The organism is Bacillus sp. FSL W8-1141 (assembly GCF_038593205.1).
In the GTDB taxonomy this organism is placed as follows: Bacteria; Bacillota; Bacilli; order Bacillales; family Bacillaceae; genus Bacillus; species Bacillus altitudinis.
Window position 1 is genome coordinate 1,317,114 of the sequence record NZ_CP151973.1, and the last position, 15,713, is coordinate 1,332,826.

Sequence of the window (15,713 nt, forward strand, 5' to 3'; positions counted from 1 at the left end):
ACACACATGGCGACCATTTACATTCATAATGAAGAGAACACGTTACTTGAGAACGAACAAGAGGTCCAGGCGTATTTAGAACAGCAAGGGGTCATTTATGAACATTGGGATATTGAAAAACTACCAAAACAGTTATCAGAAAAGTACGATTTAACAGATGATGAAAAGGAAGAAATTTTAACTGTGTTTCAAGAGGAAATAAAGAGTATTTCCGAGCGAAGAGGATACAAAGCGCAGGATGTGATTTCATTATCAGATGCGACCCCTAACCTGGATGAACTGCTTCAAAACTTTAAACGTGAGCATCATCATACGGATGATGAAGTCAGATTTATCGTGAGCGGTCATGGAATCTTTGCCATTCAAGGCAAAGACGGCGTCTTTTTTGATGTGAGACTGAATCCAGGTGATTTAATTTCTGTGCCCCCGAATATTCGTCACTACTTTACACTTCAAGAAGATCGTCAAGTCGTCGCAGTTCGCATATTTGTCACAACTGAGGGCTGGGTGCCAATTTACGAAGAAGAAACGGTTTAATAGTGGGAGCTGATTATTTCGCATGAGGCGGAAGATCAGCTTTTTTTTAGGAAAATAGACATAAAATGAGAGAGAAAATAGTTGATTTTGGTCTTCTGCATAGGATAAAATTCTGTTTAATCAATGTGTCAGTCCTGTCCAATTTTGAAGTTTACCCCCAGAATTCATTGGGTAAAAGGTCTTTAGGCTGTAAAAAATTAAATAAAATAAGCATATTTAATTTAATTTACAAATAAAGTATAATTTTGGTGTCGGATCATTTAGAGCGTAGACAGACGAATTCATAGCGGGAGCTGAGATCATGAATATTTATGTACGGAAAGAACAGCTATTAATGTCAATTGATGAAAAGAGAAGACAAATGGTAGAAGCTGCTCAAGTAGAAGGCTATACAGGTGAGACGACAATTAAATATAGTCAAGAACTGGACAACCTGATGAATGAGTATCAGTATCTTCTTTTTCATGAACAACAATCTGTTGCTTCCTTTCATGATCTTGTATCACAAATGAGTCTCCTTTCTGTCAATCGTCCTTCTTATTGACATCAAAAAACCGGTCTTGCCATTAGCAAAACCGGATGAATGCGTCAGCTATTAGTGTGCAGAAGGGAGCATGATGATCACGGTTGTTCCTTTATTCACTTCGCTCTCGATATCGATTGTCCCCCCATACATCGAAATGATTCGTTTACACACAACAAGCCCAAGACCTGTTCCTTTTTCCTTCGACGTAATAAAAGGGAGGAAGATATGTTTCAGCATCTCTTCTGGTATACCTTCACCTGTATCTTTCACTTTTATGATGACCTGTTCTTTTTCAGCCTCAATGACAATCTTCAAATGACCGCCATTTGGCATCGCTTCTAACGAGTTTTTCGCTACATTCAATACCACTTGTTTAATGTGATCCTTCGTGCAATACACGCCAACATCTTGAATGGTATTGATTTGCAAATCAACCTCGACATTATAAAGGTTCGCCTCAGAAAATACAATGGGCATGATCTCACTCACAATTTCTTTCACAGAATTATTTTGCCACTTTTCAGCCGTTGGTTTTCCTAGCACAAGAAACTCACTGACGATTTGGTTAATCCGTTTAATTTCTTCCTCGATGACAGAAAAATAAAGCTGATCCTCTTCTGAACGATACTTCTTTTGCAAAAGTTGAATAAACCCGCTAATGCCTGTTAATGGATTGCGAATTTCATGCGCTGTACTTGCCGCAAGTGTTCCAATGAGTTCAAGTTTTTGTGCTTCATTTTGGTGGCGTTCCTGCTGGGTTTGTCGTCTTAAAATGATATATTGGACGAGTGTGAATAAGATATTTAAGAGAATAAATGCACTGGATAAAGGAAACAGCATCACAGACAGTACTTCACTTGTTGTCGCACGCTGCGGAAAAACCTCCAGCTTCCAGCTGTTTTCATCTAAATATGTAGACACGGTGCTATCACTTTCAGATGCTGGCTGTGGACCACTTGTAAACACAACGTCTCCATTTTGATTCAGCATCTTAAAATGAAGCTCTGGGTTTAATACATTCATAATATTTCTTAAATAATCAATTTGAATCGCAGCGACTAGCACATCCGTGACTTCGTCGTTCTCATTCAAAACAGGGACACAAATGGAGAGAATCCGCTGCTTAGTAATGCGGCTTACATAGTTATCTGTGATGACGGTCTGTTTTGTGACTTGAATACGTTTAAAGTAATCTCTAAATGACAGGTTGATTTTTTCCTTTAATGGTGTGGTGCTGGCTGTGACATTTCCTTTTTGGTCTAGGAGATACAGGCCTGAAAAACGAGGTTCTTGTTTATAGATTTTCTCTAGGATGTTTTGTACTCTTTTCGCTTCAAGCGGCTGGTCAAATCCCATGGCAAGGGAAGTTAATCTTGCTTCTGTTTCACTGATTAAATAATTCATTTGGTTTTTGTGAATATTTAACATAAGTGTAGCGGTTTGTTTGTTTTTTACATCAATTTTCTCAGTTTCTTTTTCGTAGATAAAATAACTAATGATGAGGGTTGGAATTACGACCAAAATAAGGTAAAGCTTGATCTTCTTCCAAAACCCTTTCAGTATACTCATGATTCATCGCTCCAACGTATTACCTAATAGACTTATTATAGCATTGAACCTATCTTTATTACGATGACTTGTGAGATTTTTAAAAAATTAGGTGATTCGTTCTGGTCTCTTTTTCATGCTAAAAACGGTTCAACATGTTGACATTTTACTTATTGTTTATTAATGTCACATTAGTGGGTTGCATTTCATAAAGGATGATAAAAAATGGAAAATCATAATGTTGAGAAATCTTTGAAATTATTTATTGTACTATCACGTGCCTATCGCTCCATTAATCACCACATGAACAAACATATTGTGAAGCACGGTCTGAATCCGACTGAATTTGCTGTATTAGAATTGCTGTATCATAAAGGTGATCAGCCGCTTCAGCAAATAGGTGATAAGATCTTACTCGCAAGCGGAAGCATCACGTATGTGGTTGATAAATTGGAGAAAAAAGAACTTCTTAGCCGGAAAGCTTGTGCAGAAGACCGCAGGGTGACATTTGCACATATTACGGAGCAGGGAAGAGCTTTGCTTGATGACATCTTCCCAGATCATGCAAAAGAGATTCACGAGATGATCAGTGTGCTTAGTGAAGAGGAGAAGGATGCCTGCATCGATATGCTCAAACATGTAGGACTGCGTGCCAAGCATTTATATGATCATAAAGAATAAACACATAAAAAAGGAAGCCATTGGCTTCCTTTTTAGTATGTAGACTAATCCTCGTATATAGTGTCAATCCTGCGCACCGATAAACGACAAGCGCTTTCAATCGCGCTCATAAGAAAGACAAAGGGCTAAAATAAACATCATTTTAGCCCTTTGTCATGATCTGAAAGGAAGCTGCTGGCTTCCTATTTATTTAGCTTTTTTCTCAATTGGCAAAATAAGAACTTCGACGCGTCTGTTTTTACTTCTGCCTTCTGCGGTATCGTTAGAGGCAATCGGTTTAAATTCACCGTAACCTTTTGTGCTAAAGTTCTCTTGGTCTAGGTTGCTGTTTTCAAGGAGAATATTTAAAAAGTTGACCGCACGAATGGCGCTTAAATACCAGTTGGATTCAAATTCAGAATTCCGAATCGGAACGTTATCTGTATGTCCGCTAATGACGATGTCACGAGCAGGGTTAATGACGAGCAGCTTGGATATTTCTTTGGCTAACGGAACATCCTGCGAGCGGATCACCGCTCGCCCAGAATCAAAGAAGATGCTGTCTTCAATTGTAATAAGCAGACCTTCATCCGTCAGCTTTGTTTCAAGCTTCGAACCAAGTTTTTTATCCGCAATGAATGAATCCACTTGCTTTTTAACCTTTGTTAATACCGCTTGGTCACGAGCTTTCGCTTTTGCTTCTTCTTCTTCATCTTCTGCTGATTTTTTGGTTTGATTGCTGTTTTCTGTTTCTTCGGTGCTCTGCATGCTTGATTGGTCCATTACGCCAGTGCCGCCAGTAAAGACAACATTAAACGATTTAGCCATCTGTTCATATTTTGCCGCATCAATGGAGCTAGATGCAAACAGCACAATGAAGAGGGCGAGAAGAAGCGTAAGAAGATCGGCGTAAGGGATCAGCCAAGACTCATCTACATGGTCTTCATGATCATGTTTTTTACGTTTCCTAGCCATTCTGTTTTTCTCCTTCTTCAATGACAAGATTTGCACGTTCTTTTGCTGGTAAGTACATCAGAAGTTTTTGCTCAATGACCTTTGGAGACTGGCCTTCAAGGACAGAAAGAATCCCTTCAATCATAATGAGACGAAGCTTTACTTCTTCCTTTGATTTACGCTTCAGCTTGTTAGCAAATGGATGCCACAACACATACCCTGTAAAAATCCCAAGCAGTGTGGCGACGAAGGCAGCACTAATCGCATGTCCAAGTGCTTCAATGTCTCCCATGTTTGCAAGTGCGGCAATAAGTCCGACAACGGCACCAAGTACCCCTAGAGTCGGAGCGTATGTACCAGCTTGTGTAAAGATTAATGCGCCTGACTGATGTCTCTCCGACATGGCATCGACTTCTTCAGTTAAGACGTCGCGAATAAATTCAGCACTTTGACCGTCAACTGCCATGCTTAAGCCGTTCTTTAGAAAATCGTCATCGACTTCCTCAAGATTTGCCTCTAATGCCAAAAGACCTTCACGACGAGCAATTTGTGCCCAGTTTGAAAATAGAGGAATCATTTCTTGTATCGTTGGAAGCTTGCTATCTTTGAAAATTTTGCCGAATAATTTTGGTGTTTTCTTAATTTCACTAGATGGGAAGGCAATGACAACAGCTGAAATTGTCCCAACCACAATGATCAATATAGCCGCCGGGTTGATAAGAGCGGTTAGACTCACACCTTTCAAAACCATACCGACACTCAGTGCAATAAATGCTAAAATAATACCAATTAACGATGTTTTGTCCATTATCTCACCAAATCCTTTAACTATCTTTTTCTATAGTTAATATCGGTGTCTTCTAGAAGGGTTTTAGTCAGAATATAAAATTAAGACAGTTTATGTGAAGAAATTTTGACGAAAGCGCTTTCTGAAAGCCGTAAAAAAAAGAAACTCCCTCATATAAAAGGGAGTTTTCAGCGTGTAGACAAACCCTCGCATTCTTTGTCAGTCCTGCGCTCTGGTGCTCACGAATGCCAAATTCGCTCCGCGCAAGTAGCTGCCCTTCCTAGACTGCAAAGGTTTTCTATCACGCTGAAAAGAAGACAAAGGGCTAAAATCAAGTTCATTTTAGCCCTTTGTCAACAATCTGGAAACTTCATCTTTTTTGAGCTGTTTCATCTAAGAGCAATTCTTTTAATTTTTCTTCATGTATGATTTTGATCAAATCGTAGTTCCAATTGATCATGTGATCCATGTGATCCACCTCTTTTTCTTTTATCGTAAAGGAAAAAAGGCGGGGGAGCGTCGGCGCTCAGATGGAATTTAGACACTGCAACATGATGGAGCTGAAGATCCTCCTTAGGATGTACTTAGCTCTTTTTCACAACAATTTCGTCATGTTCAACATCGACTGTAAATCCAGTAAGTTGTTCTTCTTCAAGCAAGATGTCCGTCATTTGATCCTCAACATGCTCTTGAATCGTTCTTCGTAACGGACGAGCCCCAAATGCTGGATGATAACCAAGTTCAGCGATTTTTTCTTTCGCTTCGTTTGTGACGTGAACAGTTAGATTTTGTTCTTTTAACTGCTCTGACAAATCTTTGAGCAGAAGATCCACAATTTTGACTAAATCGTCTTTATCTAATGAATCAAACTGAATGATGCTGTCAAAACGGTTCAAGAATTCCGGTTTGAAATAAGCGCTCAGTGAATCAATCAAAGATTGTTCTTCGATGGCTTCTTCTTGTTCAGACTGGAATCCGACTTTGACCGCTTTTTTATCTGTGCTGCCAGCGTTACTTGTCATAATGATGACTGTGTCTTTAAAGCTGATGGTTCTGCCTTGGCTGTCTGTTAGCCGGCCATCTTCCATGATTTGAAGGAACATATGCTGGACATCAGGGTGCGCTTTTTCGATTTCATCGAGCAAAATGATGCTGTATGGTTTTCTGCGAACCTTTTCCGTGAGCTGTCCGGCTTCATCATGTCCAACGTAACCAGGAGGAGAACCGATGATTTTGGACACGGAGTGTTTCTCCATGTATTCACTCATATCTAAACGAATGATCGCTTCTTTTGAGCCAAATAATTCTTCCGCTAATGTTTTAGACAATTCGGTTTTCCCGACGCCTGTTGGTCCAACGAATAGGAAGGAGCCAGTTGGTCTGTGTTTTGATTTTAAGCCGGCTCTGCTTCTTTTTACGGCTTTCGCCACTTTTTCAACCGCATGTTCCTGACCAATGACGCGGGCTTTTAAGCGGACATCAATTTCTTTCATTTTTGTTTGTTCGTCTGCTTGTAGTTTGCCGACAGGGATACCTGTTTTTTGTTCTACAATCGACTGAATGTCCTCAGCTGTGACGACATGTTCTTTGTCATTTGTTTTGTTTTGCAATCTCGCTTCAATCGCTTCTTCTTCGTCTCGAAGCTTCGCTGCTTTTTCATATCGTTCTTCATTTAAAGCAGCTTGTTTTTCAGCGGCAATTTGCGCAAGACGGTTTGTTAATTCATCTTCACTTGCTGCATCAATGGAAAGGTTCGCTTTTGAACCTGCTTCATCCATTAAATCAATGGCTTTATCTGGCAAGTGGCGGTCTTGAATATACCGCGAAGATAATTGAACACACGCTTTAATGGCTTCGTCAGAATAGGTGACGCCATGATAGGCTTCATACTTATCCTGAATGCCTTTTAAGATCTCGAATGCTTCATCCTGTGTTGGCTCATCAACGATGACAGGCTGGAACCTGCGTTCAAGGGCAGCATCTTTTTCAATCTGACGATACTCTTTTAATGTCGTCGCACCTACTAGTTGCAGTTCCCCTCGAGCTAGAGCTGGTTTCAAAATGTTTCCGGCATCCATTGACCCTTCGGCAGAGCCTGCGCCTACAAGAAGATGAATTTCATCAACGAATAAGATGATATTTTTACGGCTTTGCAATTCTTTGATTAATTGCTTCATCCGTTCTTCAAATTGACCACGTACACCTGTGTTTGCCACAAGTGAAGAGACATCTAATAAATAAACTTGTTTGTTCTTTAATTTATTTGGTACATCTCCATTTGCAATTTTTAATGCTAGTCCTTCGGCTATGGCCGTTTTACCAACACCAGGTTCACCAATGAGGACAGGATTGTTTTTATTTCTTCTATTTAAAATCTCAATGACTCTTGTGACTTCTTCATCACGGCCAATGACAGGATCGATTAAACCAGCATGTGCGCCATCCGTTAAGTTCCGGCCAAGCTCATCGAGTAAGCCTTTTTGTTTAGGCCGCTCTTGGCTCGTCGCATGTCCTGCTTGCTCAGAGAAGAATGAACCGCCTCCGAAAAGGTTAGGACCCATTTTCATTTTTGACTGTTCCATCAAAGAGGTATAGCAGTCTTCACATAAAACCATTTGGCTACGGGACGAATTTACTTGCATATTCAGGCGAATAGTTGCTTCATTTACTTGACAATGTTGACAACGCATGAGCCATGACCTCCTTAAAATAAAGTTTGACTTTATTTGACCAATGAATGTTAAATAAAATGGTCTGTTGTTTGACCATCTTTGACTATAGTATACTCTGACCTATTTTGACTTTCAACTGTTTTGCTCATAGCTGAATGAAACATCCTTTTTTGCATTTAATCATGGTTTGTCCTTCTTTTCAAGGAACTTGTCTCATAGGATAAAAAAGAGACAATCGAAAGTGATGGGTGCGGAGGGGTCATATGAAACGTTCAAATGAATCCGCTTTTCAGCTTGCCTTTGTATATGTAGGAACAGTGGTTGGAGCTGGGTTTGCGACAGGAAAAGAAATCGTAGAATTTTTTGTTCGTTTTGGCTGGATTGGATTGATCGGGATTTTGATTAGCGGTGTTATTTTTACCGGCCTTGGCGCAAAAATGATGCTTATTTCCAAACGAATTGAAGCGGAGTCTTATCAAGATATGAATCGGTTTTTATTTGGAGCTGCTGCGAGTCGATATATTAACATCGTCATGTTTTTTATATTACTAGGTGTGACGTCAGTGATGATTTCTGGCGCAGGCGCTATTTTTGAAGAACAACTTGGCATCTCAAAAGAATATGGTATTTTTTTAACGATTATTTTAAGTGTCATTGTCCTTTTTAAAGGTTCAAAAGGGTTATTTGGTGTCAATGTACTTGTCGTTCCAATGCTGATTTTCTTTTCGCTGATTGTGTTTCTAGACTCATTTGTGTTTAGTAGCGGTGAAAGCCACGTTCTGGGGCTGCAAATGGGAGAGGGCGAATGGATGTTGTCTGCGATTTCATATGGTGCATTTAATTTAGCGCTGTCTCAAGCCGTATTAGTGCCGGTCGCAAACGAAATGACATCCGAAGCCGTCATAAAAAGGGGAGCGGTGCTTGGAGGTCTGATGCTGACACTCATTCTGCTCGCCTGCTTTTTATCCCTTTCTTCATTAGATATGCTGGAGGCGTATGATATTCCGATGGCCCAAGTGGTGTATCAAGTCGCAAACTCCATTCATCTCATCTATTTATTCGTGATCTTTGGTGAAGTCTTTACATCCGTTATAGGGAATTTATACGGTCTCGAAAGACAGGTGAGGGCGTATATCCGATTGAACAGTATGTATACGATATCCTTTATTCTGCTTTGCTGTTATGTCATCAGTAAAATTGGATACGGCACACTCATTTCAACGGTTTACCCTGTTTTTGGCTATGTCAGTATCTTTTTTATCCTCTTTCTTTGTCTGAAAAAAGTGCCTGCATCAGGTGATAAGTAAAGAAGGGATAGCTTGTACACCAATTATGTGGTACACTATCCTCTGTGAAAATTGAACAAAAATCCGTGAAAACGGGAGAGGTTCTAGCAAAACCCTCTATAAAAAACTAAGGACTTGCCGTATCCTTGGATGTGGCATTTTTTATTTTTTATGGCTGGGACACCTCATACACATGTAAAGGTGTCTTTTCTTTTGAGAAAAATAGGGGTTTTCATGAACCTTTCAGATGCAGCTTTGTGCGGAGGTGCGGATCTGCAAAAGGAGGAAAAGGAAAAATGAAAAATGAAAAAGCGGTCGTTGTCTTTAGCGGGGGACAGGACAGTACGACATGTTTACTATGGGCACTTCAACAATTTAAAGAGGTTGAAACGGTAACCTTTCATTATAATCAGCGTCATCAAGAAGAAATTGATGTTGCCAAAAGAATTGCTGACAAGCTAGGTGTGAAAAATCATCTATTAGATATGTCTCTTTTAAATCAGCTTGCACCCAATGCCTTAACAAGAGATGACATTGATATTGAAGAAAAAGAAGGAGAACTGCCTTCCACATTTGTTCCGGGGAGAAACTTAGTTTTCTTATCATTTGCATCCATTCTTGCGTATCAAATTGGAGCACGTCATATTATCACGGGTGTGTGCGAGACAGACTTTAGCGGCTACCCAGATTGCCGAGATGAGTTTGTGAAATCTTGTAACGTCACCGTGAATTTGGCAATGGAAAAACCATTTGTCATCCATACGCCGCTCATGTGGCTGAATAAAGCTGAAACGTGGAAACTGGCTGATGAACTGAATGCGCTAGATTTTGTGAAAAATGAAACGCTCACTTGCTATAATGGCATCATTTCTGATGGCTGCGGGGAATGTCCTGCATGTAAACTTCGGAAAAATGGCTATGACACTTATATGGACATGAAGGAGGCGAACTAAATGCTTTCTCAAATCTATCCACAGACGAATCATCCATTTTCGTTTGAATTAAATAAAGATATGCATCTATCGGCAGCCCATTTTATCCCGAGAGAAGATGCTGGCGCTTGTAGCCGCGTACATGGTCATACGTATACGATTAACATTACGATTGCAGGAGATCATCTAGATGATTCAGGTTTCCTTGTGAATTTTAGCACGCTAAAAAAACTCATTCATGGACAGTACGACCATACACTGCTCAATGACCATGAAGAATTCTCATCGAATGATCCATATGCGATGCCAACCACTGAGGTTGTCGCAAAGACTGTGTATGATAAAGTGGCCGCATATTTAACGACTTTAGCGAACAAACCAGTATGTGTTCAAGTTTTTGTCAGAGAGACACCAACAAGCTACTGCATTTACCGTCCGAAACGAGTTGAGCTCAATGACTAAAGCGATTCCTGTCTTAGAAATCTTTGGTCCGACCATTCAAGGAGAAGGAATGGTTATTGGTCAAAAAACCATGTTTGTCAGAACGGCTGGCTGTGACTACTCCTGCAGCTGGTGTGATTCATCTTTTACATGGGATGGATCAGCTAAGCATGATATTCAGTGGCTTCAGGCAGAGGACATTGTAAAAGAGCTGAAGAGAATAGGTGGAAAGGCTTTTTCTCATGTCACCATTTCAGGTGGGAATCCTGCGCTTTTAAAACAAATGGAATCACTTATTGATTTATTGCATGAAGAAGGAATTGATACGGCGCTTGAAACGCAGGGAACGATGTATCAAGATTGGTTTTTGAAGATAGATGATTTAACCATTTCTCCAAAGCCACCAAGTTCTAATATGAAAACAGATTTTACGAAACTTACGCGTATCATAGATGAATTGAAAAAGGGAAACAGATTGCAACATGCAAGTCTGAAGGTCGTGATCTTTGATGATCTTGATCTAGCCTATGCAAAGGATGTTCATGCGAAATACCCAGAACTCCCCTTTTATTTGCAGGTGGGAAATGATGATACGACAACAGCTGATGATGCGTACCTATTGACGCACTTATTAAAGAAATACGAAATGCTTGTAGATCAAGTAGCGAAAGACCCTGATTTGAATCGTGTGAGAGTCTTACCACAACTGCACACGCTATTGTGGGGAAATAAACGAGGCGTATAGAAAGGAAGAGACAAAATGACGACAAGAAAACCAGAAGAATTAGAAGGTGTCACTTTACTAGGAAACCAGGGGACCAATTACTTGTTTGACTATGCACCACAAGTGCTTGAAACGTTCCCGAATAAACATACGAATAGAGATTATTTTGTGAAATTCAACTGCCCAGAATTCACATCCCTTTGCCCGCAAACAGGGCAGCCAGATTTTGCGACCGTGTATATCAGCTACATCCCAAATGAAATCATGGTCGAAAGTAAATCATTAAAATTATATTTGTTCAGCTTCCGTAACCACGGTGACTTCCATGAGGATTGTATGAATATTATCATGAACGACCTCATTGAATTAATGGACCCAAGATATATCGAAGTATGGGGCAAATTTACACCAAGAGGCGGTATTTCAATTGATCCGTATACGAACTACGGAAAACCTGGGACAAAGTATGAAGAGATGGCATCGTATCGTATGATGAATCACGATATGTATCCAGAAACGATTGATAATCGCTAATAAATAAGAAAAGACATGTGGATGACATGTCTTTTTTTATGGAATAGATTATGATGGCACATAAAAAAAGAGAAGAGTCATGTCACTCTTCTCATACCAATAGGAATAGAACTTGCTAGGACGGCTGGGGGCTACCAGCTCGTATGTATAGTATACACGACAGAACGTATGTTTGTAAAGGTGTATCATGCTTTTATTCTTCATATATTTACTTTAAGATAAAATTGAAACGAGCGAATGAAAATGGAGGCGTTTGTGTTGGCAAACAAAGAAGACAAAACAGAGAAGCTGCTAATGGAATTAAGGGAAGAGCTTCAGATGCTTGAACATCAAAACAAAGAACGATATAAATGGAGTGCCTCCACATTACTTGGAGTGATCGCCCTTTTAATTGATAAAGGCGTGATAACACCTGAAGAAGTTGACATGTACAAATCAAAAGCGGAAATGCAAACCTTTCACGCGCAAAAAGACTGACGCCACTTTATATGGTTGTCAGCCTTTTTCATATGTGATTGTCAAAAGAGAACAGAGCTGTGACACGAGTCAGCTTTGCTGTGTATATCTTTATGTAACGGTAGTCTGAATTGAGGATTGCAAATTAATGTACGGAGTCTTTGATGATTTTATAGTTTTTATGATTAACGACTGTTAGTGAATCCAGTTCTAAATCTCTATAGTTGTCCATAATGGTGACATCCACAATAACAGAGTTTTCATTCACTTTTTCAACTACACCTGTTAAACCATTTCTAAATTCGATCACATTCCCAATTTTTGCAATCTTCAACCGATCCCTCTCCTTTAAAAACAGATTTCATTCCCTATTAAAAAGTATTTTGCAATATTTTCATACCAATGTAAAGGATAAAGACGTTTTTCTTTCGTTTTCGTTGTACGCTTTGAAAACGAATGGTATATTTAATATTTGATCAAGGCTGAAAAGGAGCGGTTTCTTTGACTGAAGAACACATCAACACAATACTAGAATCATTACGGAATGGTACTGAAAAACAAGTGACCATTCAAAAGGATGATTTTTTAACATTTCGTTCTGTATTGGTCAATCAAGATGATTTTAAACATTTTCGCGGAATCGCCAAGCATGGTGGAGATGTTATTTTTGAATATCTTAAAGAAGCAAGAAGCTAAAGCTTTTTCTCATTCATGAGAAAAAGCTTTTTATTTTGGTTCTTTTGTCACACTTCAAACCAGCTTGATACATATGAAAAGAAAATGTAATAACCCATAATCAGGAGCATAAGGATGATTATAGGCTAAAAAGAGACTATATTAAACGCTTACATTACCAGTTCATGCGTATTTCAACTAGGACATGCCATTTAATGACGGAATTTGGACAGGCATGAAAATCTTTGTGCGTGAAAATAGAAGAAGCTCTTGTTAGAGTGGACAAGTATCTTACGGCCTACATTAATTAAGGGAGGAATGAGGCGAATGATCAAAATTCATACAGCTCTTTTTGCCATCCTTATGCTCATCTCAGCGATCAAGATGGACAATATACAAGAGCAAGAGGGCACATTAAGTCAGAAACTTGAACAAGCACCTGAAAAGCATCAGCTTTCATATATAGATCAAGATAATAAGCATACCGTGATTCCAGCGTTTTCAGAGGAGAAACATCAGCCGAAAGTGAAAATGCTAAGCACATCAACAGAGGAAAAGGCATCAAAACCGAAGCCGAAGAAAAAGGAAACGGCAAAGCCAGCAAGCTCAAGAAATCAATCACACTATTCTAATGAAGAAATGGACTTGCTTTCTCGGTTGGTACATGCAGAAGCAAAAGGTGAATCTTACGCAGGGAAAAAAGCTGTAGCAAGCGTCGTCTTAAACCGCGTAGAACACCGCTCTTTTCCTGACAGTGTCAGAGGCGTGATTTATCAGCGAAATGCCTTCCAGCCCGTATCAAATGGAAGTATCAATGATAAGGCAGACCAGGATTCCGTAAAAGCTGTGAAGCAGGTTGTCAAAGAAGATGACAGAACAACAAAGGCGATTTATTTTTATAATCCAAAAACGGCGACAGATAACTGGATTCGTTCTCGTAAAATTGTAGAACGCATTGGCCGTCACGTGTTTGCAGTGTAAAGAAAAGCAGCGATCAATCAGTCGCTGTTTTTTTGTCTTCAATTATTAAAATATTTTCAGGACTTGTCTCATAGAATGTGAAAAGAATTTGCTTTTAGACAAGGGGAGGCTACATGAATCGATTTGTAAAAGGGGTCATTCTGCTATCTGTCGCAGCTTTCATTGCTGAGTGTATCGAGTTTTTAGTCAATATGATTTTAGCGAGAGAGCTTGGAGAACATGGAATGGGTTTATATATGAGCATCCTTCCCATCATCATGCTTGTGCTTGTGATCGCCAGCTTAGAGCTGCCAGTCTCCATTTCTAAATTCATTGCAGAATCGCATGAGCGGCTTCATAAAAGTATGCTTCGCCATGCATTTAAAATGACGCTTGTGGTGACATGCACAACAACGGCAATAGCAGCCATTGTACTGCCTTTCATTCCTGTATTTCAATCGTATCATCCGCTGATGAAGGGCTTGGTTCTGTCACTCATTCCAATCATCGCATTTACGTCCATTGCACGCGGTTATTTTATGGGCAAGCAGCAAATGGGTAGAATTGCTCTAGCCAATATGCTGAAAAAAACGATCCAGCTTATCTGTTTGTTTATGTTTTTTCATTGGTATTCGTTTGATATTGAAACAGCGGTGCTTATCGCGATTGGTGTGATTGTTGCAAGTGATCTCGTTGTCTTTATCTATTTATATTCCCAATACGTCATGGCAAAAAATGCTGTGAATGTCAGATCGGTTGAGTTAAGAGGGATTGACGTCAGAAAACGTTTGTTAGCAGTCTCCATTCCGACAACAGGTATGCGTATCTTTCATGCCATTGCCAATGCGATTGAACCGTTTTTAATCAAAGGAGCCCTCGTTGCAGCGGGCATTTCTGGTACGCTTGCTGTTGATCATTACGGAATGCTTGCTGGCGTAGCGATGTCGATTGGTTTTTTTCCGGCGTTTATCGCTCATTCCATTATGATTGTGATGATTCCGAATGTATCAGAAGCCTATGCCTTGGGGCAGTATGATCTCGTGAAAAAACGTGTCAGACAAGCGATTCTCATTACGTTTGGCTATGGGGTGCCAGCGGTGATGATTATGTATTATTTCGCTTATCCGCTCACGCAGCTCTTTTTTGACTCACCTCAAGCAGCCGTCTACTTGCAGCTGCTCTGGCCTTACTTCTTATGTCACCTGTTCGTCATGCCGTTTCAAGCGTGTTTAATTGGTATGGGTCTCATTAAAGATGTGTTCCTACATAATATATGGGTGCACGTGGTGTCGTTCTCTATGGTGTATTTCCTAGGATCCATCGAATCCTTAAATATGATGGGCGTTATCTTAGGAATGAACACGGGGATGCTGCTATTAACGGCTTTGCATTATGCGACGATTTGCAAAGAACTCGGCGTCTCCATGTTTCTTACATTGAAAAAAGCTTGAATGTCATGTGCAGCTAGCGGGCAAGCTATAGGAAAATCAGGAAGGAAGATGCTGATGAATCGTAAATATCTACCCGCCAGTCTTCTCATGATGACCCTTCTTTTATTTCTGATGAGCATAGAGGCTGAAGCAAAAGAGCCTGTAATGGCGCCGAGGATAGAAGCTCCTACATTAACAGGTGAAACGCAGGTGATCCCGGTGAAAGGGAAGCGGACCATTCTGCATTTTTGGACAACGTGGTGCCCGTCCTGCAAAATGGAGCTGCCAGCCTTTGAACAGATCGTGAAAGAAAATCAAAGTGATGTAGACATACTAACTGTGAATTTACTTGGTGCTGAGCAAAGCAAGCATGCAGTTGCCCAATTTGTGAAAGACAGAAAATTTACATTTCCGATCGTTCTCGATGAACACGGAGAAATGATGAAAAAATACCAAATCATTACGATCCCGACGACCTTTTTCATCAATGAAAAGGGTGAAGTGGTCAAAAACCATGTAGGTCCGCTGACGAAAAAACAAATCAAAGAGTGGACAAATTCTTAGAACACAAGCTTTCTGTAAGAACCAATG

Annotated in this window: 18 protein-coding genes and 1 riboswitch; of the genes, 13 read left to right on the forward strand and 5 right to left on the reverse strand. The window is 40.0% G+C overall.

The genetic code is table 11. The annotated features are described in order from the left end of the window. Positions 1-6: 6 nt before the first annotated feature. Positions 7-537, forward strand: a complete 531-nt coding sequence (locus NSQ52_RS06670; protein ID WP_024719646.1) for a cupin domain-containing protein — start codon at positions 7-9, stop codon at positions 535-537. 301 nt (positions 538-838) lie between these two features. Continuing rightward, positions 839-1,081, forward strand: coding sequence for an aspartyl-phosphate phosphatase Spo0E family protein (locus NSQ52_RS06675; protein ID WP_008346101.1), 243 nt, complete (start codon positions 839-841; stop codon positions 1,079-1,081). A 51-nt stretch (positions 1,082-1,132) separates the two neighbouring features. Here NSQ52_RS06675 and NSQ52_RS06680 read toward each other — a convergent pair whose 3' ends face one another. Then, positions 1,133-2,632: an ATP-binding protein gene (locus NSQ52_RS06680; RefSeq protein ID WP_007498739.1), complete on the reverse strand. Its 1,500-nt coding sequence runs from the start codon at positions 2,630-2,632 to the stop codon at positions 1,133-1,135. A gap of 204 nt (positions 2,633-2,836) precedes the next feature. Here NSQ52_RS06680 and NSQ52_RS06685 point away from each other — a divergent pair, with 204 nt between their 5' ends. Next, the gene (locus NSQ52_RS06685; RefSeq protein ID WP_003211701.1) at positions 2,837-3,292 is read left to right on the forward strand and encodes a MarR family transcriptional regulator; all 456 of its coding nucleotides are present in this window, start codon (positions 2,837-2,839) and stop codon (positions 3,290-3,292) included. A gap of 186 nt (positions 3,293-3,478) precedes the next feature. Here the strand turns inward: NSQ52_RS06685 and motB are convergent, their stop codons facing one another. From motB to NSQ52_RS06700, 3 genes are all read right to left on the reverse strand, one after another. Next, a complete protein-coding gene (gene motB / locus NSQ52_RS06690) occupies positions 3,479-4,246 on the reverse strand; it encodes a flagellar motor protein MotB (protein WP_024719648.1) in 768 nt (255 codons plus the stop codon). Further along, the gene (gene motA, locus NSQ52_RS06695) at positions 4,239-5,033 is read right to left on the reverse strand and encodes a flagellar motor stator protein MotA (RefSeq protein ID WP_008346088.1); all 795 of its coding nucleotides are present in this window, start codon (positions 5,031-5,033) and stop codon (positions 4,239-4,241) included. Before motA ends, motB begins: the two co-directional genes overlap by 8 nt. A gap of 563 nt (positions 5,034-5,596) precedes the next feature. Next, positions 5,597-7,702: an ATP-dependent Clp protease ATP-binding subunit gene (locus NSQ52_RS06700; RefSeq protein ID WP_326242483.1), complete on the reverse strand. Its 2,106-nt coding sequence runs from the start codon at positions 7,700-7,702 to the stop codon at positions 5,597-5,599. Positions 7,703-7,947: 245 nt separating this feature from the next. Between NSQ52_RS06700 and NSQ52_RS06705 the strand changes: the two genes are divergently transcribed. From NSQ52_RS06705 to NSQ52_RS06730, 6 genes are all read left to right on the forward strand, one after another. After that, complete coding sequence (locus tag NSQ52_RS06705) at positions 7,948-8,991, forward strand: hypothetical protein (RefSeq protein WP_268356697.1); 1,044 nt, start codon at positions 7,948-7,950, stop codon at positions 8,989-8,991. 71 nt (positions 8,992-9,062) lie between these two features. Then, a riboswitch (PreQ1 riboswitch) is annotated at positions 9,063-9,107 on the forward strand. A gap of 159 nt (positions 9,108-9,266) precedes the next feature. Further along, positions 9,267-9,923, forward strand: a complete 657-nt coding sequence (gene queC / locus NSQ52_RS06710; protein ID WP_008348090.1) for a 7-cyano-7-deazaguanine synthase QueC — start codon at positions 9,267-9,269, stop codon at positions 9,921-9,923. After that, positions 9,924-10,364 (forward strand): 6-carboxytetrahydropterin synthase QueD, encoded by a 441-nt coding sequence (gene queD, locus NSQ52_RS06715; protein WP_178897126.1) that lies wholly within the window; start codon positions 9,924-9,926, stop codon positions 10,362-10,364. Further along, complete coding sequence (queE, locus tag NSQ52_RS06720; protein ID WP_144666412.1) at positions 10,357-11,088, forward strand: 7-carboxy-7-deazaguanine synthase QueE; 732 nt, start codon at positions 10,357-10,359, stop codon at positions 11,086-11,088. The genes queD and queE overlap by 8 nt, the downstream gene beginning before the upstream one ends. Before the next feature lie 15 nt (positions 11,089-11,103). Further along, the gene (gene queF / locus NSQ52_RS06725; RefSeq protein ID WP_003211403.1) at positions 11,104-11,601 is read left to right on the forward strand and encodes a preQ(1) synthase; all 498 of its coding nucleotides are present in this window, start codon (positions 11,104-11,106) and stop codon (positions 11,599-11,601) included. 258 nt (positions 11,602-11,859) lie between these two features. Beyond that, a complete protein-coding gene (locus tag NSQ52_RS06730) occupies positions 11,860-12,078 on the forward strand; it encodes a hypothetical protein (protein ID WP_019743915.1) in 219 nt (72 codons plus the stop codon). 124 nt (positions 12,079-12,202) lie between these two features. Here the strand turns inward: NSQ52_RS06730 and NSQ52_RS06735 are convergent, their stop codons facing one another. Then, entirely contained in the window at positions 12,203-12,391 is a 189-nt protein-coding gene (locus tag NSQ52_RS06735) for a DUF2187 family protein (RefSeq protein WP_003211747.1), read from the reverse strand. A gap of 167 nt (positions 12,392-12,558) precedes the next feature. On the opposite strand from NSQ52_RS06735, the gene NSQ52_RS06740 reads away from it, so the two are divergent. From NSQ52_RS06740 to stoA, 4 genes are all read left to right on the forward strand, one after another. Next, positions 12,559-12,753 (forward strand): hypothetical protein, encoded by a 195-nt coding sequence (locus NSQ52_RS06740; RefSeq protein WP_008348081.1) that lies wholly within the window; start codon positions 12,559-12,561, stop codon positions 12,751-12,753. Between the two features lie 306 nt (positions 12,754-13,059). Continuing rightward, a complete protein-coding gene (locus NSQ52_RS06745; RefSeq protein WP_045035134.1) occupies positions 13,060-13,713 on the forward strand; it encodes a cell wall hydrolase in 654 nt (217 codons plus the stop codon). A 113-nt stretch (positions 13,714-13,826) separates the two neighbouring features. After that, positions 13,827-15,143: a polysaccharide biosynthesis protein gene (locus tag NSQ52_RS06750; RefSeq protein ID WP_041092385.1), complete on the forward strand. Its 1,317-nt coding sequence runs from the start codon at positions 13,827-13,829 to the stop codon at positions 15,141-15,143. 54 nt (positions 15,144-15,197) lie between these two features. Next, positions 15,198-15,686, forward strand: a complete 489-nt coding sequence (gene stoA, locus NSQ52_RS06755; protein ID WP_047946017.1) for an endospore biogenesis thiol-disulfide oxidoreductase StoA — start codon at positions 15,198-15,200, stop codon at positions 15,684-15,686. Positions 15,687-15,713: the final 27 nt, after the last annotated feature.

Bases quoted from the DNA above. Each gene is read 5' to 3' on its own strand.
- queF (WP_003211403.1), top strand. From the start codon at position 11,104: ATGACGACAAGAAAACCAGAAGAATTAGAAGGTGTCACTTTACTAGGA.
- NSQ52_RS06705 (WP_268356697.1), top strand. From the start codon at position 7,948: ATGAAACGTTCAAATGAATCCGCTTTTCAGCTTGCCTTTGTATATGTA.
- NSQ52_RS06700 (WP_326242483.1), bottom strand. From the start codon at position 7,702: ATGCGTTGTCAACATTGTCAAGTAAATGAAGCAACTATTCGCCTGAAT.
- stoA (WP_047946017.1), top strand. From the start codon at position 15,198: ATGAATCGTAAATATCTACCCGCCAGTCTTCTCATGATGACCCTTCTT.
- NSQ52_RS06675 (WP_008346101.1), top strand. From the start codon at position 839: ATGAATATTTATGTACGGAAAGAACAGCTATTAATGTCAATTGATGAA.
- motB (WP_024719648.1), bottom strand. From the start codon at position 4,246: ATGGCTAGGAAACGTAAAAAACATGATCATGAAGACCATGTAGATGAG.
- NSQ52_RS06745 (WP_045035134.1), top strand. From the start codon at position 13,060: ATGATCAAAATTCATACAGCTCTTTTTGCCATCCTTATGCTCATCTCA.
- queE (WP_144666412.1), top strand. From the start codon at position 10,357: ATGACTAAAGCGATTCCTGTCTTAGAAATCTTTGGTCCGACCATTCAA.
- NSQ52_RS06670 (WP_024719646.1), top strand. From the start codon at position 7: ATGGCGACCATTTACATTCATAATGAAGAGAACACGTTACTTGAGAAC.
- queC (WP_008348090.1), top strand. From the start codon at position 9,267: ATGAAAAATGAAAAAGCGGTCGTTGTCTTTAGCGGGGGACAGGACAGT.
- motA (WP_008346088.1), bottom strand. From the start codon at position 5,033: ATGGACAAAACATCGTTAATTGGTATTATTTTAGCATTTATTGCACTG.
- NSQ52_RS06750 (WP_041092385.1), top strand. From the start codon at position 13,827: ATGAATCGATTTGTAAAAGGGGTCATTCTGCTATCTGTCGCAGCTTTC.
- queD (WP_178897126.1), top strand. From the start codon at position 9,924: ATGCTTTCTCAAATCTATCCACAGACGAATCATCCATTTTCGTTTGAA.
- NSQ52_RS06685 (WP_003211701.1), top strand. From the start codon at position 2,837: ATGGAAAATCATAATGTTGAGAAATCTTTGAAATTATTTATTGTACTA.
- NSQ52_RS06680 (WP_007498739.1), bottom strand. From the start codon at position 2,632: ATGAGTATACTGAAAGGGTTTTGGAAGAAGATCAAGCTTTACCTTATT.